The sequence below is a fragment of the Vibrio sp. YT-15 genome, from assembly GCF_033337445.1.
GTDB lineage: Bacteria > Pseudomonadota > Gammaproteobacteria > Enterobacterales > Vibrionaceae > Vibrio > Vibrio alginolyticus.
In genome coordinates this window covers 441,026-462,319 of record NZ_JAWOQR010000001.1, presented here as the reverse complement: position 1 = coordinate 462,319, position 21,294 = coordinate 441,026, and the positions used below count along the sequence as shown (strand labels likewise).

At 46.4% G+C, this 21,294-nt stretch carries 16 protein-coding genes and 1 pseudogene; 12 read left to right on the top strand and 5 right to left on the bottom strand.

The window, feature by feature from the left end; all coding sequences use genetic code 11:
* Position 1: 1 nt before the first annotated feature.
* The 4 genes from fhuB to R7D93_RS01970 are packed head-to-tail and all read right to left on the bottom strand — an operon-like array spanning position 2 to position 5,825.
* Positions 2–1,969, bottom strand: a complete 1,968-nt coding sequence (gene fhuB, locus R7D93_RS01985) for a Fe(3+)-hydroxamate ABC transporter permease FhuB (protein ID WP_225495621.1) — start codon at positions 1,967–1,969, stop codon at positions 2–4.
* Positions 1,966–2,895 (bottom strand): iron-siderophore ABC transporter substrate-binding protein, encoded by a 930-nt coding sequence (locus R7D93_RS01980; RefSeq protein ID WP_213905448.1) that lies wholly within the window; start codon positions 2,893–2,895, stop codon positions 1,966–1,968. The genes fhuB and R7D93_RS01980 overlap by 4 nt, the downstream gene beginning before the upstream one ends.
* Complete coding sequence (locus R7D93_RS01975) at positions 2,886–3,671, bottom strand: ABC transporter ATP-binding protein (protein WP_017635311.1); 786 nt, start codon at positions 3,669–3,671, stop codon at positions 2,886–2,888. The genes R7D93_RS01980 and R7D93_RS01975 overlap by 10 nt, the downstream gene beginning before the upstream one ends.
* 51 nt (positions 3,672–3,722) lie before the next feature.
* Entirely contained in the window at positions 3,723–5,825 is a 2,103-nt protein-coding gene (locus R7D93_RS01970) for a TonB-dependent siderophore receptor (protein WP_132936302.1), read from the bottom strand.
* A gap of 145 nt (positions 5,826–5,970) precedes the next feature.
* On the opposite strand from R7D93_RS01970, the gene R7D93_RS01965 reads away from it, so the two are divergent.
* The 6 genes from R7D93_RS01965 to gcvA all read left to right on the top strand — a co-directional run bounded on the left by R7D93_RS01965 (position 5,971) and on the right by gcvA (position 13,136).
* The gene (locus tag R7D93_RS01965; RefSeq protein WP_225495619.1) at positions 5,971–7,824 is read left to right on the top strand and encodes an ABC transporter ATP-binding protein; all 1,854 of its coding nucleotides are present in this window, start codon (positions 5,971–5,973) and stop codon (positions 7,822–7,824) included.
* 237 nt (positions 7,825–8,061) lie between these two features.
* The gene (locus R7D93_RS01960) at positions 8,062–9,096 is read left to right on the top strand and encodes a DUF4118 domain-containing protein (RefSeq protein ID WP_207220427.1); all 1,035 of its coding nucleotides are present in this window, start codon (positions 8,062–8,064) and stop codon (positions 9,094–9,096) included.
* Positions 9,093–9,791, top strand: coding sequence for a response regulator transcription factor (locus R7D93_RS01955; protein WP_172563914.1), 699 nt, complete (start codon positions 9,093–9,095; stop codon positions 9,789–9,791). Before R7D93_RS01960 ends, R7D93_RS01955 begins: the two co-directional genes overlap by 4 nt.
* Positions 9,792–9,942: 151 nt before the next feature.
* Positions 9,943–10,596 carry a potassium channel family protein gene (locus R7D93_RS01950; protein WP_005375180.1) on the top strand — a complete coding sequence of 218 codons (654 nt, stop codon included), beginning with the start codon at positions 9,943–9,945 and terminating at the stop codon, positions 10,594–10,596.
* 1 nt (position 10,597) lies between these two features.
* Positions 10,598–11,962 (top strand): TrkH family potassium uptake protein, encoded by a 1,365-nt coding sequence (locus R7D93_RS01945; RefSeq protein ID WP_225495617.1) that lies wholly within the window; start codon positions 10,598–10,600, stop codon positions 11,960–11,962.
* Between the two features lie 247 nt (positions 11,963–12,209).
* Positions 12,210–13,136, top strand: a complete 927-nt coding sequence (gene gcvA, locus R7D93_RS01940; RefSeq protein ID WP_047103923.1) for a transcriptional regulator GcvA — start codon at positions 12,210–12,212, stop codon at positions 13,134–13,136.
* A 94-nt stretch (positions 13,137–13,230) separates the two neighbouring features.
* Here the strand turns inward: gcvA and R7D93_RS01935 are convergent, their stop codons facing one another.
* Complete coding sequence (locus R7D93_RS01935) at positions 13,231–14,967, bottom strand: BCCT family transporter (RefSeq protein WP_225495615.1); 1,737 nt, start codon at positions 14,965–14,967, stop codon at positions 13,231–13,233.
* A 319-nt stretch (positions 14,968–15,286) separates the two neighbouring features.
* On the opposite strand from R7D93_RS01935, the gene R7D93_RS01930 reads away from it, so the two are divergent.
* From R7D93_RS01930 to R7D93_RS01905, 6 genes and pseudogenes are all read left to right on the top strand, one after another.
* On the top strand, positions 15,287–16,474 hold the full coding sequence (locus tag R7D93_RS01930) for an aromatic ring-hydroxylating oxygenase subunit alpha (protein WP_225495614.1): 1,188 nt from the start codon (positions 15,287–15,289) through the stop codon (positions 16,472–16,474).
* A 1-nt stretch (position 16,475) separates the two neighbouring features.
* Positions 16,476–17,912: an aldehyde dehydrogenase family protein gene (locus R7D93_RS01925; RefSeq protein WP_225495612.1), complete on the top strand. Its 1,437-nt coding sequence runs from the start codon at positions 16,476–16,478 to the stop codon at positions 17,910–17,912.
* A gap of 142 nt (positions 17,913–18,054) precedes the next feature.
* Positions 18,055–18,216 (top strand): annotated as a pseudogene (locus R7D93_RS01920) (rubredoxin); the annotation flags it as partial.
* Positions 18,205–19,488: an NAD(P)/FAD-dependent oxidoreductase gene (locus tag R7D93_RS01915; protein ID WP_225495832.1), complete on the top strand. Its 1,284-nt coding sequence runs from the start codon at positions 18,205–18,207 to the stop codon at positions 19,486–19,488. The pseudogene R7D93_RS01920 and the gene R7D93_RS01915, both read left to right, overlap by 12 nt.
* A gap of 12 nt (positions 19,489–19,500) precedes the next feature.
* A complete protein-coding gene (locus tag R7D93_RS01910) occupies positions 19,501–20,817 on the top strand; it encodes an NAD(P)/FAD-dependent oxidoreductase (protein ID WP_005385877.1) in 1,317 nt (438 codons plus the stop codon).
* Positions 20,814–21,164 (top strand): ethanolamine utilization protein EutQ, encoded by a 351-nt coding sequence (locus R7D93_RS01905; protein WP_005385875.1) that lies wholly within the window; start codon positions 20,814–20,816, stop codon positions 21,162–21,164. Before R7D93_RS01910 ends, R7D93_RS01905 begins: the two co-directional genes overlap by 4 nt.
* Positions 21,165–21,294: the final 130 nt, after the last annotated feature.

Here is a 21,294-nt window from a genome sequence, read left to right as displayed (position 1 = left end):
CTTAGCTGAATTTACTCTTCAGCATTAAAAATAGGAAGTAAGTGCTGCCTATAATAGCGACCAACGTGCCAGCTGCGACCTGACTTGGATAAATAGCGATTTGTCCTAGCCAATCTGCCCACAACATTAGGGTTGCGCCAATTAAGGCACCGACACACAGTTGCTCTTTCACTTTTCTTGCTCCTAACATCATCGCCATATGGGGAGCGACCAAGCCAACAAAAGATATTGGACCAACTGTAGCGGTAGAAAAGGCGCATAACAAAGCAACGATGGTGAGCATAAGCGTATTGGCTACGGTAGGGTTAAGCCCTCGTGCATTTGAGAATTGTCGCCCGATGGAAATTAGTGTTAGCCAACGAGAAATCGAGAATACAGCGGCAAGCAGAACTATTATGGCCAAACATAGCATCAGTGCGGTGTCGGCTGTGACTCGATAAATAGAACCAGTTAGCCACAATAAAATTTTGTAACTGTCACCTGAGCCTTGAGCTAGCGAAAATTGAACGAGGGCTTCTAATAGTGCCGTTAGTGCGATGCCGGACAACACGAAGTTAGATGGATTAAAATGGCTTCGTTTACCGATAATCAGCAATAACATCAATACGGACATACTTCCGAAAAAAGCGATACCCCAGCTAAATGCGGAGAGAAGCGACCCAGCGATGACTCCTGTCGTAATAATGGCAAACGTGGCTCCGGAAGACACACCGAGAATATCGGGACTTGCCAGAGGGTTATAAACAATGCGTTGCAAAATGATTCCGGCAACGGATAGCGCAATACCGACAGAAAGTGCGGTTAACATTCTCGGCCAACGCAATTGCCATTGGAACTCACCTGGCACAGACCATTGAATTCCGTTTATACCATGGGTAACGAATGAGTAAGCTAGAATCCCAACCAGACTGAATAGCGCAATGCTGCATACCGCGCGTTTAGAAAGCGCCGTTTTTCCTTGGCTCATTGAAAGGTTAAGTTGATCGGTTGCCGTCAGCTTTTTACGAGTAAACCAAATTAAAGCGGGAGCGCCAATAGCTGCAGCCGCTACGCCGCTAGGAATGGTTTCCTCTAACCATAAGCTCAGCGAGATAGCGGCAGAGTCTGTTATGATTAGTAGCATTGCGCCCAAAAGCATGCTGCTGATCAATTCGTCGCGCGGTGTTCTTGCCCCCATCGCTCTGGCAATATTGGGTGTCAGTAATCCGATGAAGCTGATAATACCAACTGCGGTGATGGAGGCTGATACCAGCCAGATACCCATCACCATTAATGCACCAAACGCGGGTAATACCGCTAAGCCTCGGGCTGCTGCGCCTTCTTGTCCCAGTTTCATTAAGGTCAGAATACGTGGTGCGACGATCAAAATTACGATTGCGATAGCGCAGCGAGGCAATAACCACTCAAACCAATCCCAGCTGTATTGAGAAAGGTCTCCTGCTCCCCACATAAAAATATTCTGTGCGAACTGGGCGTTTAAAATAATAATGGCTGTGGAGATAGAACCGAGCAAGATATTGATCACCATCCCCGAAACGACCAACGGCAAACCTGTCATATTACGCACACCGGCAATTGATACGATCAGGCCAAACGCCACTAAAGCCCCAACCATTGCGGCTAATGCAGAGTAATCGGCGACCCAATCGACGAACCAAATGTTTACCACGACTAATGCAAGCCAAGCACCAGAAGAGGTGCCAAGAGTCAACGGCGAGGTGAGGTTATTCTGCGTTAATTGCTGCATTAAGCTGCCGGTGAGACCAAGCATGGCACCAACAAGCAGGGTCATACTTAACCTAGGAAGCTGCGCTTGCGTAAAGAATACATCACGAAACTCGGTTGCTACCTCTGGTTTTGTTAATAATTGCCATTGTTCGAAAAGTGATAAATTAGTATCAATTTGTAGGCTAAAGACGCTAAGTAACGTAATCAGCGCCAGATAACCAATATAATGTTTCGTTCTCATTGTTCTGGTGCCAACTCTATTAGACTGTCGGTAATCGCTTCTGCGGTGTATTGCAAAGACATGGCACCGCCATACGCCCACACTGCTCTGACTGAATTTACCCGCTGCTTTTTCACAAACGGCATCGCTTGCCAAAGTGGCGACTCTTTCAGTTTTCGTTCTTCTGGGAAAGGTTGTACGTAGAGAACGTAGCTGTTTTGAAGGCTCTGAAGCCGATTGATTCGATCTTGCTTTACTCCCCACGCACGTGGGGCCTCTTTAATTGGAGCCTGTAATCCCAGTTTTCTAACCACGTAGTCAGTGGTGGAGTTTTCGGTTGCAAGTAATACAGTATTCGGAGTTGAAAATCGCATCACAAGAACGCTGAGTGGAGCAGAGTAATAGTGGCGAATTCGCTGGCGCATCTGCGCAAATGAAGCATCTAATTCTGCCAATTTCTGTTCAGCAAGTGCCCCTTTATTGAATAGCTTGCCGAGCGTACGAAAGTGACGAATGGCCGTTTCAGCTGCGGCCTCATTTTCAGAAAAATTAGGTAAATAGATTACCGGAGCAATTTGTTTGAGTAACGGAATCAAGTCTTGCTGTGGAGACGCAGCAAGGATGACATCTGGTTTCAAACTGGCTATTTTTTCTAAGTTGGGCTCTGCTCGGGTTCCAATATCTTCAATTGACTCTGGTGCAGTTGGATTGACGACCCATTGGCGGTAGCCTGGTAAATTTGGGGCTGCGATTGGTTCTACGTTTAGCGCCAAAACTTGTTCTAAGATGTCCCAGTTTAAGGCAACAACGCGTTGAGGCGCTTGCTCAAAACTATGCTCACCATATTCATCGGTAACGGTGATGACTGCATGTGCATTGGTCATAAAAAATACGAGGAGAAAAGCAGATTGTGTAACCACAGTAAGTAAACGAGCCATTATGCGCATACAACAGCCACCTTTTGGCTCGCTAATGTGTTAGCCGGGCTTGGGTGCTCAATCAGCTTAATTGGTGACTCATATAGTTTAGAAAGGCGTGCCTCGTCTAACAACATGTCGGCGTTGCCTTCAAAGGCAATTTTACCTTTTTTGAGCGCAACAATGTGGGTGGCGTAGCGCAGGGCTAAGTTCAGATCGTGCAGGATCACGATAATGCCTACGTTCTCGGTTCGATTCAGTTCTGCCAGCAGCGCCATTAGTTGAAACTGATGGTGAACATCGAGCGCCGAGGTTGGCTCATCGAGAATTAAAATTGGCGATTGTTGAGCCAGTAGCATAGACACCCAAGCGCGTTGGCGCTCGCCGCCCGATAAGTCATCCGCCAAAGCTTGAGCAAAAGGTGTAACCCCTGTTCGTTCCATAGCCTGCGTGATGATCTGTTTGTCTTCAGCTTTCCAACGACCAAGTGCCCCACGCCACGGAAAGCGACCTAAGCGCACTAGCTCTTCTACCGTTAAACCAGCCGAAGAGGGCAGCTTTTGTGGCAAATAGGCGATCTGTTTTGCCAACTCTTTGGTTTTGAGTGATGAAAGGGAAGTATCGTTTAGTGTTACCGTGCCTTTATCTGGTGGCATTTGACCAGAAAGCAGGTTCACCAGTGTCGACTTACCTGAACCGTTATGGCCTAAAACGACCGTTAGCTCATTTGTTGGGATGTTAAGTTGTTCGATGCCGAGGATCTGACGTCCACCTCGCACGATCTCAATATTAGACAGTTGAAACATGGATGGCTCTTAGGAGAAAACTCCCCTCAATAGAGGGGAGTAGAAGTACAATTACCAGCGGTAGTTTGCGTTTAGCATAACAGAGCGAGACTGGCCGTAGTAACACCAGTAATCGCAACCTGAAACAAACTCTTTATCTAGGATGTTGTTCACGTTTAGCTGTGCTTGCCACTGTGAAGTGATGTCGTAAGTGACTGACGCATCCCAAAGAGTGACTGAAGGAACCGTTAGGTTCGAGCTCTTAGGGTTATCTTTTGACTCACCTACGTAGCGCACACCAGTACCGATATTGAGGCCTGGAATCAGGCTGTAGGCGCTGTAGTCTACCCATGCAGAAGCTTGGTGCTCAGGAATAAGTGCGGCTTGTTTTTTACCTTGGCCAAAGCTCTCATCTGTTTTCGCTTTAGTGTAGGTGTAGCTTGCCATCAGTTTTAGATCGTCGGTTAGCTGCGCCGTGCTTTCTAGCTCAACACCTTGAGATGTCACTTCACCTGTTTGTGTCGCAATCCATGTTGATGGGTTTGTGACCAATGCATTCTTTTGCGTGATGTCGAACCATGCAAGGTTGATAAAGCCATCCATAAAGCTTGGCTCATACTTCACACCCACTTCTACTTGCTCGCCTTCCAGCGGTTTGTAAAGTTCATTGGTTGCCGCATCAATAGTGCTGATCACTTCAAACGACTGAGAGTAGTTTGCGTAAGGTGACAGGCCATTGTTTGCAAGGTACATCACACCCGCACTTAGAGAGAGCTGACCATCATCACGAGATTCACTTTGATCAACGGTAGCGCCTTTGCCAGAGTTTTCTGTTTTCACCCAGTCGTAACGAGCACCGATGTTACCAATCCACTGTTCATGCAGTTTCAATTGGTATTGTGAATAGAGACTTGCTTGAGATTTCTCAATCTCACGTTTCACGTTGTTGGCAGGATCAAGAGGGGTGAAGTTACCGTAAACTGGGTTCCACGGATTGATGGTGCCAAATGCGTAGTTGTCCTGCTCGTCGCCATCGGTTTTGTGGAATTGCAGATCCATACCGATAAGCACTGTGTGCTCTGCGTTGTCTGTCATCCAGTTACCGACAGCATTGTTATCGAACGTGATGCTCTGGTTTTTTCCGTCACGGAATACGATGCCTTGCGTTAACTCTTCTTTCGCTGGATCGTTGTTTGAGAACGCGTAAGAGCTGCGCAAGTACAACTCATTCGAACCGTAGTTGAGGTTTTGCGAGAGTGACCACGTGTCATTGATGTCGTGCTCTAGTAAGTAACCTAGAGAAAACTGCGTGCGTTCGTATTTATCGTAGTTTGGCTGACCAAGGTTAGTCGAAGGATCGATTTTGCCAAAGTTAGAACCAATCAGAGTACCTGCTGCCGGGAAGAATGGGTTAGTTGGTACACCGTCATCATGAAGGTAAGTTGCCAAAACGGTCAGCATTGTACGGTCAGAAATGTCGAACTCGACACTTGGCGCTAGGTAGAAACGCTCGTTATTTGTGCCGTCCAGTTCACCATCTTGGCTTGTCATCAAGCCAACCAAACGATAGCGCACAGTGCCTGCGTCGTTTGCTTCGTCAGCAATGTCAAAACCTACGGATTGGTGTTGGTTGTTGCCAACTTCGACTTTTACTTCGCCTTGAGGCGTAAACGTTGGTTTTTTCTGAACAGCATTCACGATACCGCCTGGTGCCGATTCACCAAACAGAATAGCCGATGGACCTTTAACGACTTCTACACTTTCTAGGCCGTAAGGTTCGACCAACCATGTGTAGTAACCATCGCGGAATAGGCGGTTGCCGTTTAGGTAAGTCGCTGCATCAAATCCACGAACTTTGAACCAATCAGTGTCGTTGTCTGCGCCATAAGGCTGAGCGGTTACACCAGACGTGTAGCGTAATGCTTCATCTAGCTTTTTCGGTGCACGAACACGAAGTTCATCTTCAGAAATGATAGATACGCTGCGCGGCGTTTCTGCTGCAGGGGTTTCTACTTTAAGTGCTTGCGCGGTGACCGTTATGGTCTCCATGGCAATCACGTCATCTTGTACGACGTCTTCTTGAGCTTGTGCTGTGAATGCAACCACTGCTGTAGGTGCTAAAGCACAAACCAACGCGTTGCGGATAGCGATGGTCAGTGAGTTATTCTTTTGCATAAATCTATTCCCGATAATTATGATTAACGCTAAGCTTAATTGTAATTATTATCATTTGAGCTTTTGTTTCGGTATTTTACTGACTTTTGTATCAAAAGATAGTAAAACGTTCGCAAATTCATTCGCGGTACCTAAAGTCATTGTTATGTTCAATTGGTTTGAAAAGCTGACCCAACCCTTTCCCCAGATGGAAACCGAAAAGCCACCGAAGACGCTATTTGGCTTTTGTCGTTTTTACACTCGTGGCTTTGAAGCCCCTTTACTCGTTATGGCTGTGTTCAGTGCGCTTATTGCCATTACTGAGGTGACGCTGTTGCGTTATATGGGCGAGCTCGTCGATATTCTCTCTAATCAAGATCGCGCAACATTCTGGCAAGACCAGGGTGATCGCATGCTAATGATGCTGTTCTTAGTGGCGGTTGTGATGCCAGCTCTCGGTTTTGTCCACTCAATGGTGATGCACCAAACGTTATTGGGTAACTACCCGATGTCTATCCGTTGGTTGATTCACCGTTACTTGCTAAAACAAGCGGTTGGATTTTTCCAGCGTGACTTTGCAGGCCGAGTTGCGACCAAAGTGATGCAAAGTGCGTTAGCGGTACGAGAAACGGTCATGAAGCTGGTGGATGTACTGGTTTATATCAGCGTTTATTTTCTTTCGATGCTCTGGATGATGGGCGAAGCCGATGGTTTGCTAATGTTACCTATTGTGATTTGGATAGGAATGTACGCGGTTATCCAGTTCTACTTTATCCCTAAAATGAAACAAGTAGCGACAGAGCAAGCGGATGCTCGTTCTGTAATGACTGGGCGCATTGTCGATTCTTACACCAACATATCTACCGTAAAGCTATTCGCGCACTCGCAACGAGAGTTGGAATACGCAGAAAGCAGCATGAAGCAATTTTTGGTGACGGTTTACCGCCAAATGCGCATGGTGACTTGTTTACTGTTTAGTGTGGATGCCATCAACTATTTGCTGCTGATGTCTATTAGTGCCATTTCGGTTTATCTATGGCTAGATCACGCTGTAACAATTGGTGCTATTGCGATTGCCATCAGTATTGCATTGCGCGTACAAGGTATGTCGAAGTGGATCATGTGGGAAGTTAGCGCACTGTTTGAAAACATCGGTACAGTAGTAGACGGTATTAATACGATTTCAAACGATGTTGAAGTGAAAGACGTACCAAATGCTAAGCCTTTGCAAATCTCTCAAGGTGAGATCTGCTTTGATAACGTTGGTTTTAACTACAGTGATGAGAAGGCAGTATTTGAGAACTTGAATCTGACTATCAAACCGGGCGAAAAAGTCGGCATTGTCGGTCGCTCTGGGGCAGGTAAATCCACGTTGGTCAACTTGTTGCTGCGCTTTTACGACGTAAATAGCGGTAAGATTTGCATTGATGGACAGGACATTTCTCAAGTTGAACAAGAGTCTCTTCGCCAACACATCGGTATGATCACTCAAGACACCTCTTTGCTGCATCGTTCAATTAAAGAGAACATTCTTTACGGTGATCCAGATGCTTCAATGGATGCCGTTATCGCAGCTGCTGAGAAAGCACATGCTAATGATTTCATTCAATCTCTACGAGACGAGCAAGGTAACGTTGGCTATGACGTTGAAGTGGGTGAACGCGGTGTGAAGCTGTCTGGTGGTCAGCGTCAACGTGTGGCGATTGCTCGCGTTCTGCTGAAAAACGCGCCAATTTTGATCATGGATGAAGCAACGTCTGCACTTGATTCAGAAGTAGAATCGGCAATTCAAGAAAACCTTGAACTTCTGATGGAAGGAAAAACAGTGATTGCGATTGCTCACCGTTTATCAACGATTGCCGCGATGGATCGTTTGATTGTAATGGATGACGGAAAAATCATTGAACAAGGATCGCATTACGAGCTGCTGCAATTGGGTGGTGTTTACGCTCAGTTGTGGAAGCATCAAACCGGCGGTTTTTTGTCTGAGCAAGGTGATGCTCAACTGCAAGTCATCTAATATGACGCTACACGAAAGAGGAGCAAATGCTCCTCTTTTTTGTGTCTGTCGTTTATACCGAGTAAGTAGGCGTTAATGGGCAACGTTAACTTGTGATTATTCATTGAGTTAGGCCAACTTAATGATGATTATGTTTATAACTCACTGTCGTTATTGAATTTTTTACGCTTTTTTTACGCGAACTCCGAATGGGCTTTTGCTAAAGTTTTCTACATCGAATTTTGGTTGATGTATTTTATGTTTGTTCAATGGCGAGATAACACCTTTCTCTTTTCTACTACCGTGATTGTTGGTGCGGTTGTGGTCTCATGGCTGTTAGACCAACTGTTTGGCTCTACAGCCGCAGTCCTGCTGATTTTACAGTTAGCAGTCGTGGTAGTGGCGTTTCAATGCAACTCGCGATTCGCTTATGCGGCGGCGGTGATCGAAGCGTTGAGCTTCAACTTCTTTTTCACGACGCCTCGTTACTCTTTGCAGATGTTTCGTCCGGAAGACATTTTTAATTTAGTCGTGTTTATGGTGGTGGCATTTATCACCAGCACCTTTGCGGATCTTTATCGTCGCCAGCAGGGCGAGTTAAAACAAACCAAGCTGCAAAACAGCATCCTGCTATCGGTGTCCCATGACTTACGCACGCCGCTGGCAACCATTATTGGAACATTGACCACACTCAACGAGTACATGCCCAAGCTCAATGACTTAGAGCGTAAAGAATTGCTCGACAGTGCGACTTCAGAAAGCCATCGCTTGCATCAATATATCGAGAACCTCTTACAGGCGACTAAGCTCCAGCACGGCACATTAAAAATTACCAAAAAAGATGAGTTGATTGCAGATATTGTTCGGGATGCGGTTTCTCGTTTGCCAAATTACACCGAGAAAGTGTCCATGAATATGGATGATTCCGTTGATTATTTGTCAGTAAGTCGTTCGCTCATCGAACAAGCGATTTTTAATGTGCTGGATAATGCCATGCGATTTTCACCAGAGAATGAATCTGTTGAGGTTTCTCTTTCTAAGCAGGGTTCGTCGTGCGTGATTGATGTTCGGGACATGGGGATTGGCATCAAAGCTGAAGATGCGGAAAAAATATTCAACCTTTTCTATTCCGGCGCGAACAACAAATCGGCCGATTCAGGCACCGGAATGGGACTCGCGGTTGCCAAAGGCATCATCATCGCACACCAAGGAGAGATTCAATCTATGCCAGTATCAGAAGGGACGCTGATCCGCATTCTACTTCCACTCAATCAAGGAGCAGAGCAGGCGTGAGTTACAAAGTTTTAGTCGTGGACGATGAGCCTCGCATTCATACCTTTATTCGAATTTCGCTGTCTGCTGAAGGGTTTGATTACATTGGCGCGAGTACCATTGCAGAAGCCAAAGCGTGTTTCGAAGCACATTCGCCGCACGTCATTCTGCTAGATTTAGGCTTGCCCGACGGCGATGGGAAGGAGTTTCTCACTACGCTTCGTCAGACGTATAAAACGCCAGTGCTAGTGCTGACGGCTCGCGATCAAGAAGAGGAAAAAATCCGCCTTTTAGAAGCGGGCGCGAATGATTACTTGAGCAAGCCTTTTGGCGTAAAAGAGCTCATCGCGCGCATCAAAGTGCTGGTTCGAGATTTGGTGGATGAGAAATCCATCGCTGATGAGCTGGTGGCTGGCCGAGTCAAAATCATCAAAAGCACCCACCAATTTTGGTTGGATCAGAGGGAAATTCCACTCACCAAGAAAGAATTTTCTTTCATTGAACAGTTGATTCTCAAGCCGGGAAAACTCATTGAGCAAACTCATTTGCTAGCGGTGATTTGGGGAAAAAGTCATGTCGAAGATACTCACTACTTACGCGTGTTAGTGAGTCAACTACGCAAAAAACTGAACGATAGTGCTGACGAACAGCGACTTTTAAAAACCGAGCCGGGGCTGGGTTATCGTTTAGTGCTTGAGACGTCCAAGCACCACTAAATTCCAAATTTAATCAACGTTAATGCCAAGGTTTAGTGCTGGTTATCGGCACTCGAACAGGATTCGTGTTGCCTATTTTTCGTGACGGAAAATCAGCCTAGCCCTTAACGCATTAGCATTTTCTATACATAAAACACAGTTAGGGATTGATATGGCTCACTTTACAGTAATTGGTTTAGGGCGATTTGGCGTTGCCGCTAGCTTAGAACTTATTCATCTTGGACACACCGTAACGGGGGTGGATAGCGACCCGAAAATCGTCGAGAAATACGTCGAAGAGTTAACGCAAGCGGTCATATGTGACGCAACAGACGAAGGCGCACTCAGAGAGTTAGCGCTAGCGAACAGTGATGTGGTGTTGGTGGCGATTGGCGAAGACATGCAAGCCAGTTTGTTGTGTACGTTGGCGCTGAAAAATCTGGGTGTGAAATCCATTTGGGTCAAAGCGAGCACCAAAGCACACCACACCATCGTGTCTAAGCTTGGTGTACAACGCATTATTCATCCGGAAGAGGAGATGGGCGTAAGAGTCGCACAGGCACTCAACTATCCGATGGTGAACAACTATTTGGAAATGGGGCATGGCTTGTATGTGGTGGAAATCCACGTTAAATCCAATCTGCACGATACGCCGCTTTCTAAGTTGATCAGCCGAGGCAGTTACAACATTCAGCCTATCTTGGTGAAGCGCGAAGAAGCCGTCTACACCAATATCAATGATGAGTTTGTGCTTAATGAGTTCGACACGCTGTTGCTTTGTGGTAGTCGCGCTGAGCTGAAATACGTCGCTCCAAGGTTGGTGTAACATGGTTTTGTGGCATCCCTCTATTATCCCCATCGAGCGAAAACCCAAAGCGGGCAAAAAATTGTTGGGCGCACCGCCATTAATACTTAGCCTCAGCTTTGCGTGCTTGATCATGCTCGGCACGGTCTTACTCAAACTGCCGATTGCCACCACAGAGCCCATCACTTGGATTCAAAGCCTGTTTACAGCAACATCGGCCATTACGGTGACGGGATTAGTTGTGGTGGACACGGGCACGGCGTTTACGCCTTTTGGGCAAGTGGTTATTGCTTTCCTGATTCAATGTGGTGGCCTAGGTTTGATGACGTTTGCTATCGTGACCTTGCTGGCTCTGGGCGGAAAAATTGGCTTTTTGGAGCGAGCAGTCGCGAGAGAGGCGTTCAACCAGACTGATTCATCGACACTCATTGCCACTGCTAAATCTGTATTGATGTTCGCTCTGCTCGTTGAACTTATTGGTTTCACTATTTTGAGCGTTTATTGGAGTGAAGAGCTGGGCTGGGAAACCAGTTTGTTCCATGGTTTCTTCTACACCATCAGTGCGTTTAACAATGCAGGTTTTGCGTTGAGTGCCGATAGCTTAATGCCTTACGTGGACGACCCGGTCGTTAACTTCACCATTACCAGTTTGTTCATTATTGGTGGTTTAGGCTTCTCGGTTTGGATTGACTTAAAACGCAATCGCCGTTGGCATCGACTCACCGTTTACAGTCGAATGATGATCTTAGGCACGATGATCATTAACGTGGTGGCACTTATCGCGATTTATCTGATTGAATATGACAACCCCAACACGCTTGGCCCGTTGAGCGAAGCAGGGAAATGGTGGGCATCGTGGTTTCAAGCGGTGACGCCAAGAACGGCAGGGTTCAACACTTTAGCTATCGATCAGTTGGAAGATGCCACAACGGCGATCATTCTGGTGTTGATGTTTATCGGCGGTGGATCATTGAGTACGGCAAGTGGCATTAAAGTTGTGACATTTATGGTATTGGTCTTGGCAACTTACAGCTATTTGCGTCGCGATGAAGCAACCTATGCCTTTCAACGCGAGATTCCCAAAGAGACCATCAGCAAGGCATTGGCGCTGACTCTGATCTCGGTGGGGGTGACTTGGTTTGCCATATTCACGCTGTTACTGACAGAGAAAGCGTCTATGTTAGACATTATGTTCGAAGCGGTCTCGGCACTGGGTACGGTTGGGTTATCGCGAGGCTTAACGGGCAGTTTGTCCGAACCAGGTGAGTTAGTGATCATCTTCATGATGTTTATGGGACGATTAGGGCCTCTTACATTAGCGTACTTCTTAGCCAGTCCAAGAAAGAAAAAAGCGCGTTACGCGAGTACTAAACTGGCAATAGGGTAAATGGGCTAACTCGTACAAAGTGAGCAAAAGGCTAGGCAAAAGAGGAGTAACTGCTCCTCTTTTTGTGCTTGTTGTAGCCACGAAACTGTATACGGCAGTCTCTCTCACAACAATTTATGATTCATCTCTATTTTTTATCATTTATAAATTGTCGTTTTTGAGGTGTTGTCCAGAATGGCATTATCCACGTGCAACATAAGATTGCCGGGAATAAAAATAATTACAATACTGCCTTACTGGAAGATACATGAAAATCAAACCCCTCCCACCTTTAAATAGCCTCGTTGCGTTTGAAGCGTCGGCGCGGCACTTGAGTTTTACGTTAGCCGCTGACGAGCTAAACGTGACCCAAGGTGCTATCAGTCGCCAAATTAGACAATTAGAAGAATACTTAGGCAAGGCTATGTTCACGCGAGCCAATCGAAGCATTAATTTAACGCCTACAGGTCTTCAATATTATCAAGCTGTCAGCCAATCTTTGCTCGATATTGCTCAAATCACGGGTGAAGTGAAGAAGTGGCAGGGCGAACAAAAGATCACGGTTGCGACGACAAATGCAATGGCAGCCTTGTGGTTGTTGCCTAAGGTTGCTCAATTTCAAAATGAACATGATGACATCGATATAAGAATATTGGCCTCAGATAATGTGTTGGACTTACGCCGATTAGATTGCGATATCGCCTTGTTTTATTGTCGCACTCCACCTGCGGAAATGGACGTGACAACGCTATTTTCAGAAGAGGTATTCCCTGTGTGTAGCCCGCTTTATTTAGAGAAAATCGGCCAGCCTAGTGAGCCAGAAGAAATCTTCAATAAAACGTTACTCTATCTGGAAGAGTCTCAAAGAGATTGGGTTAATTGGGAGCAGTGGTTTGCGAGTGTAGGATTGCCAAATATTTCGCCTCGTAATCGCATGAACATCAATAACTATCCAATGCTGTTACAAGCGGCAATTAATGGTCAGGGAATCGCGTTAGCCTGGGGGTCATTAGTGGACGACTATTTACAAAGCGGTGCTTTAGTTAGGCCAGTCGAACACGTGCTTTCAACACCTTCCAATTTCTCTATGCTTGAACCTAAAAATAGAGGTTTAATCCCAGCAAGCGTCAAGCGTTTTAGAGAGTGGCTTTTGCAACAGTTGCCAGATGAGGTGGGTGATCGAGGTTTAGCCTAAATCAATAAGCAGAGAAAATAACAGAGTTTGGTCACGTTAAAAAAGCGGGAGTACCAGTTCCCGCTTTGTTTTAATTGATTGATGAAACGACGCACTAACTTAGTACTGGTCCCTGATTGAGTGTGGAATCACTTTTTTGTGAGGATCTTGAAGCGATAGGCTCGGAAGCCACTGTTTTGCTTTCAACAAGCGGTTCAACAGGACCATCAAGTTTCTCTTGCTCTGGGTGAACATGCTCAGGCAGCATTGCCCATGGCTTAGGTTCGCGTCGAATACTATGAAACAGCGTTAAGCTCATCACCGCGATAAAAATGGCGATAGGGAAACCGGCAATAATGGAGGCCGTTTGCATTGCTTTTAACCCTCCTGCGTATAGAAGTACTCCCGCAATGGCTGCGATCATGATCCCCCACAATACGCGTATAGAGGTAGGAGGCTCACTGTGCCCAGCGGCATCGAGGGTACATAGAACCAAGGTACCCGAGTCTGCGGAGGTAATGAAATAAGTACCGAGTAATAGACACGCAAGCACGCTAAGTAGTTTACCAAACATACCTGTATCTAGATTGTCGAATAGCGTAAACAAAGCGCGTGTCGTATCGGCTTTAGTCGCTTCAAGAATCGGGCCGCCAGAAAAATCCGCAGGTGGTGTTTGTTTGGTTTCTTGTGCCGCAGTGACTTGCTCTTGATGAGCAACACGAGCGTCTTGCTCTACCTTCAACGCTGCACCACCAAATACTGAAATCCATAAGAATGTGATCAGCGTGGGTACGATGAGAGCACCGCCGATAAACTCACGTATTGTGCGTCCTTTAGAGATACGAGCTACAAACATGCCAACGAAAGGCGCCCAAGTCATCCACCAAGGCCAGTAATAAGCCGTCCACCAGTTTTGCCAGCCAGAGTCATTCTGTGCATCGCTCCATAAGCTCATACCGACAATGTTTTGTGCATAAAGCCCCGTGCTTTCAAGTAGCGTATTTAAGATATAGCGAGTTGGGCCAATATAAAGTACGACCAGCACGAGTGCGAGTGAAAGCAGCATGTTCCATTCTGATAAACGGCGAATACCTTTCCCTACACCAGATAGCACCGACGCAACCGCACAAGTACAAAGGGAAACGATAATAAAGAGTTGAATCCCCAAACTAATGTCTAGACCAAAGGCTTGATTCAAACCAGAGTTTATTTGGATAACTCCCATCCCTAAGGTTTGAGAGATACCGAAAGCAGTCACCGCGACTGTTAGGATATCAACCGTGTGTCCGATAGGCCCATAAATACGATCGCCAATCAAAGGGTACAAGATAGAGCGTAGGGTAAAAGGCAGATCTTTACGGTAGGAAAAGTAAGCTAATGCGAGTGCCACAATGATAAAGACAGACCAAGGATGTAGACCCCAGTGAAAGAATGTCAGTTTCATTGATGTTGTTGCGGCTTCATTGGTCAGGCCTTGAGTAAATGGGTTGTCAGCGTAATGCCACATCGGTTCTGCGACCGACCAGAAAATTAAGCCTATCCCCATGCCTCCGGAAAAAAGCATGGATACCCAAGACAAATAACTAAACTCTGGTTTTTCGTCATCTTTACTCAAACGAATATGCCCATATCGACTAACCATAAGGTAAAGAAGAAAACCGACAACGAGTGAAACAAGTCCGATGTAAAACCACTTCATATTCTGTAGCAAAATGCCGGAAATCGTTTCGAAGTATTGGCCCGCTTGATTGGCGAGAATGGCGCAGAAAAGTACAAAACCGATAACGACGATCTTTGATGCGATTGTCACAGTCGGATTGAGTCCTTTCAATATCCCAGATGTTGCTCTCATAGGCATCCCTCACAGTGCGTTTGTTTTAGTGTTATTGTTTGTTGCGTTATTGTTAATTTTTGAAAGAGAGTAGAGAGAGGGCTTTTGTGTTTCAACTGATTAATACTCATCGGTTAATGAGTATTAATCATGACAAGAAGATCATTGTTAATTAAAAGGTTATTTTTTTGTTCGAGATCAATGCATGAATGACAAAAACTCATCCAAGCCCGGCGAAAAAGTCGTTTGTTTGTTGCCGGGTTGTTAATCAAAATCATCTCCACTAACACAACACGATGTTGTACGCACTGGATGCAACTCGACTCTCGGAGATAAGAATATGAGTAATGTCAACCAAACCATTATTCCTGTTGAACTTGTTGATAATGTACTGAACCCAATCAGTGAAGCAACAGGAATGCCGAATCAGGCCTACACTAGCGAAGAGTATTTTACCTTTGAGCGTGATCAGGTGTTTGGTAACACTTGGGTATGCATTGGTTTTGCATCAGACCTGCTTAAAAATGGTTATGTGATGCCACTTGATTTCATGAATCTTCCACTACTCATGATGAGAAATCGTCAAGGTGAAGTCCAAGTCTTCCACAACGTGTGTAGCCACCGAGGTATGAAGCTGGTGCATGAAGCAGGCGAAGTTCAAGGCATGATTCGCTGTCCTTACCATTCATGGACGTACGATCTTGATGGCAATCTAAAAGGCACACCACACATTGGTGGTATCGCAAAACACAAAGATGACCGATTTAAGTGTGAAAAACATGGCCTTAAGCCACTTCGTTCAGCCGTTTGGATGGACATGGTATTCGTCAACTTATCGGGTAATGCAGAAAGCTTTGAAGAGCATATCGCGCCGCTAGAGCAACGTTGGCAGCAGTTCTTAGGTGAAGAAGGATTAGGGCTTCTTCGCCGCGTGAACATGGGTGGCAACTTAGAGATAGAAGTGAAAAGTAACTGGAAGCTTGCCGTAGAAAACTACTGTGAAGCTTACCACTTACCTTGGGTGCATCCGAGTTTGAACAGTTATTCTCGCCTAGAGGATCACTACAACATCATGTTTGCAGAGCGTTTTTCTGGCCAAGGTAGTCTCGCATACAACCTCTCTGATACTGCAGGTACACACTTACCTAAATTTCCAAACTGGCCAGAAGATAAACTGCGTCATGCAGAATATGTTGCACTCTTTCCAAACGTGTTGCTTGGTATTCAAGCCGATCATGCCTTTGCAATGATGATTGAACCAATCACTGCGAATAAGAGTGTTGAGCACCTACGTGTTTTCTATGTGGGTGATGAAGCAACGAAAGATGAGTTCGCTGCGTGCCGTACTGCTACCGTTGAGTCATGGCGAGTCGTATTCGGCGAAGATATTGGAGCGGTCGAGGGCATGCAGGAAGGTCGTTACTCACCTGGCTTTGGTGGTGGTGTGTTCTCACCAGAAATGGATGTTCCGACGCATTTCTTCCAAACCTGGTTGGCAAAGCAAGTGAAAGCGGCACTGGAGCAGTAATATGATGCATTACCTTAATTATATTGATGGTGAGTGGTGCGATTCAGAGCAAGCGCTGACCGTCATTAACCCTGGCACAGCCGAAGCGTATGCGACGATTGCAGAAGCCACTATCACCGATGCAGATCGCGCAATGGCAGCGGCACGTCGAGTGGTCAAGCAAGGTCTTCTTTCGGACGTTCGTCCAGCCGTCAGAACCGAGTGGATGTTAAAAGCCTCCGCGGCTATTCGTGAAATGGTTGATGAAGGTGGGTTAGTTGCCTGCCGTGAAAATGGGAAATCTTTGCAAGATGCCAAAGATGAGTTTTTAGAATCGGCACGTTACTTCGAATACTACGCTGGCATGGCCGACAAGCTGGAAGGCACGTCAATTCCGTTGGGTAAAGATTATGTCGATTTCACCCAATATGTGCCGTTTGGTGTGTCAGTGCAGATTGTGCCGTGGAATTTCCCAGTTTCTATTTGTGCACGCTCATTAGCTCCTGCATTAGCTGCTGGTAACGCAGTGGTGATCAAATCGCCAGAGATTTCCCCACTCGCTATGACGTTGTTGATTAAAGCGATTGAAAAAGCGGGCTTCCCAAAAGGCACGATTAACTTGCTATGTGGCAAAGGCTCCGTAGTTGGCAGCCACTTGGTGCAGCATCAAGACGTTGATCAAATTGTCTTTACAGGTTCTGTGCCGACCGGCCAACGCATCCTGCAAGATTCAGCGCAACGCGCCACACCATCTGTGATGGAGCTGGGTGGTAAATCGGCTGCTATCGCACTGAAAGATGTGAGTCTCGAAACACTTTTGAAAAGTGTCCAGGTCGGTATTTTCTTTAACGCTGGTCAAGTGTGCTCGGCAATGTCTCGTTTGCTGATTCAAAAAGAGCGTTATGAAGAAGTAAAAGCGGCGGTAGTGGAAATGGCAAAAAGCCTAACTATTGGCCAAGGCGAGAGCCAACCAGATATCACGCCACTGGTTTCCGCTGATCAGCAAGCACGCGTGCTTGAAATGATAGAACAAGCAAAAGCCGACGGCGCGAACATCCTAACGGGTGGATACGCCCCTGATTTGTCGGGTTACTTTGTGGCACCGACGGTGATTGAAGCCTCACCAGATATGCGTATTGCTCAAGAAGAAGTGTTTGGTCCTGTACTGGTGATTACACCGTTCGAAACCGAGCAAGAAGCTGTCGCGATCGCCAATGGAACAGACTTTGGCCTTGTCGCAGGCGTATTTGGTGAGAACTTAAATCAGACGTTACGCGTTGCGCAGCAACTTCGTGGTGGGCAAGTGTTCATCAACGAATGGTTCGCTGGTGGCATTGAAACACCATTTGGTGGTGTAGGGTTATCTGGCTTCGGCCGAGAGAAAGGACAAGAAGCGATATATAGCTATGTCCAGACACGCAATATTGCCATTCGTTTGCAGCAAGACAGCAACGTATAGCCACCGTGTAACTGTATTTTCATCACCTCGTACCGGCTTGGACTTCAGACCACAAGCTAGGGCGAGGTTGATGGAATCACAACAAATCTGACAACGGTTTGTAAACACGGAAATTCTGAACAAGGTAGTTGGAGTATAAGTGATGAGAAAGTGGCTCTGTATTATTTGCGGCTTAATCTATGATGAAGCACAAGGTTGGCCATCCGATGGCATTGCACCAGGAACAGCATGGGAAGATGTACCGGATGACTGGTTATGTCCTGACTGTTTAGTGGGTAAGGCCGATTTTGAAATGATCGAAATTACCGACGATGCGCCACTAGAAGAGGTTGCAGCGGTGTCTTCGGTGTCGGTAGAAGCGTCTGTTCAGCCAAATACTGCTCAGCCTCTTCCATCTGAAGTTACTCAACCTGTATTCTCAAATGACCCTATCGTTATCATCGGTAGTGGCTACAGTGGTTACCAGTTGGCGGCGGCACTTAGAGCGCAATCTGAGACGGTTCCGATCACTGTCTTTACCGCTGATGATGGCGCTCTGTACAGCAAACCAGCTTTGTCTAATGCACTGGTCATGAATAAAGACGGCGACGCGCTACAAAGTGAGAGCGCGTTGGAGTGGGAAAGCCGTCTCAATATCCGAGTTTACCCGCATACCCGTGTTGAACAGATCGATCGTGCCAATTCAACGTTACATACCTCCATCGGTAAATACGCCTACAGCCGCTTGGTACTGGCAACAGGTGCATCACCGATTGAAATCCCAATTGAGGGCGATCGCTCTTGGGTTATGAGTGTGAACGACTTAGTTGATTACCGCCGTTTCAGAGCGGAGCTGCAAGACAAAAAGCGCATCGCGATCCTAGGTGATGGCTTAATTGGCTGTGAGTTCGCAAATGATCTGATCGAAAGCGGTTATGAAGTAACAGTTATCGGGTTGGGTCAATGGCCAATGGAGCGTTTGATCCCGCAACAGTTGGGTGAATCATTACAAAGCGCACTTGCCGATCGAGGCGTGCAATGGGCTCTACAAGACAGTATCACCAGAATCGAACCAAGGTCGGAATCTAGTGCGGTTTTACATCTAAACAGTGGCAAGCAGATTGAAGCAGACCTAGTGCTAAGCGCGGTTGGACTCAAACCAAATGTTTCTCTGGCTGAGCGCGCGGGGCTCGAAGTGGGCCGCGGCATTAAAGTGAATCAATTCGGCCAGACGAGTGATGAGAGTATTTACTCGCTAGGCGACTGTGTTGAAACGGAGCAAGGTTGGCAGCCGTATATTGCGCCGATTAATCAAATGATTCCTTCCGTAGCGAAAAGCTTGCTAGGTGATATTACGCCTACCTCTTTAACACCAACTCCAGTGATTGTAAAAACGCCGATTCTTCCACTCACGATTTTCCCGGTAGCCGCTGAAGAACAGGGACAATGGTACATCGAGAACCAAGCAGATGAATTGACCGCTGCGTTTTATTCACCAGAAGGAGCAATGCTCGGTTTTGCGTTGCTAGGAAGAAAAGTACAGTCATTACGCGGCCCTTGGCTAGATCAATTGTCATTGAAACTGTCAGCAGCGTAGCGGAGAAAAAAGATGATTCATTTACCCAATGATGACGTGACGTGTGGTTGGTATCATGCGTTGCCAAGTATTCCAGAAAAATCGGCGTTAAAAGGTAAACAAAGTGCTGACTATGCCGTGTTAGGTGCCGGTTTCGCAGGCCTAGCTATGGCAAGACGTTTAGCTGAACTTATGCCTAATGCACGAATTATACTGATTGATGCGCAACGTATCGGCCAAGGGGCTTCAGGAAGAAATTCGGGCTTTGTTATCGATTTGCCTCATAAGTTTTCACTTGAGCATCCCGACCCTGAGCACAAGCAAAAGTTATTATCACTCAACCGTTCTGCGATTGCTCAGCTAAACACTTTAGTGTCGAAGCACAGTATTTCTTGTCAGTGGTCAGCAAAGGGCAAATATCAAGGAGCCGTAGGGGCGCGCGGTGAAGCATATCTCGATCACTTTGAGCACCTAATGAAAGACCTTGGCGAACCATACTTCCATGTTAATGGCAGTGAGCTTGCGAAAGTCTTAGGGACAAATTACTACAGCCGCGCAATTTACACGCCAGGTGGTTATTTAATGCAACCTGCTGCTCTGGTGCGTGGGCTAGGGGAAAGCCTTCCAGAGAATGTCGAGGTGTTAGAAAACTCGCCAATCCGCAAGCTCAGTAAAGAAAACGGTTGCTGGGTATTACATGGAGATAGTGGCTCTGTTGAAACCCCTGAACTGCTGCTTGGGACCAGCATTTTTACTCGGGAGTTTGGTTATCTTAAAAACAGACTACTTCCAGTGATGACGTTTGCAAGCTGGACGCGTCCATTAACCGACGCAGAAATGCAACGATACGGAGGTGAGCTGAATTGGGGGTTAACTCCAGCTGATCATGCGGGAACGACGTTACGTATGACCGCCGATCGACGTATTTTGATCCGCAATACTTACAAACACGTGCCGAAATATGGCTCAAGCATGAACGATAAAGTCAGAGAACAAATTCGCGACGATCATCGTCAGGTCTTTCTGGCGCGTTATCCCGAGCTGGCCGACGTACCATTTACTCACACATGGGGTGGGGTGTATGCCATCTCTCGTAACTTTACTAACTTTTTCGGTCAATTAGATGAAGGTGTTTATGCCAGCGCTTGTGACAATGGTGTTGGTGCTGCGTGGGGAACCATTTCTGGAACACTGTTAGCTGACTATGTCGTTGGTGCGACATCTAAATCATTGGATGACATACAGCAAGTGACAGGAATGCCTTGTTTGAATCCGCCAGAGCCTTTTTTAGGTTTGGGAGTAAAAACGCGTATCCAATTAGCAAAATGGCAAAGCCGGAGTGAATTATGAAGCAAGTCAAACTTGTTGATAGTAAAAGTCTAGATTTCAATGTTCGTGGTGATACGCCGGGAATGGCGTATGTTGCCAGGGCGTTAAGCCCAGAAATTTCACCAAACATTGGTGTAGGCTTTGCTAAATGGGAAGGCGCTAAAGTGGCTTGGACAGTGCTTTATGATGAAGTTGTTTTTGTGATTGAAGGCTGTTTTGAGCTGACCGCAAATGGTGAGACACATTTTGTGCACCCAGGTCAGATGCTTTGGATACCGGAAGGAACTGAATTGGTTTATGGTGGGCATGCTCTGTTCGGCTATGTGGTTCATCCAGGAAACTGGAAAGAGTTACATGGTATTGAATGACTTTTATCATTTAGTAGTGTCTCGGAAAGGCAAAACAAAAATCCGATTTTTACCCATGAGTTTTCGTAAAAGAACTTAATCTCAATGGAGCAAGGGTTTCTTACTTGCTATGTTTCTTGGTCACGTTTCC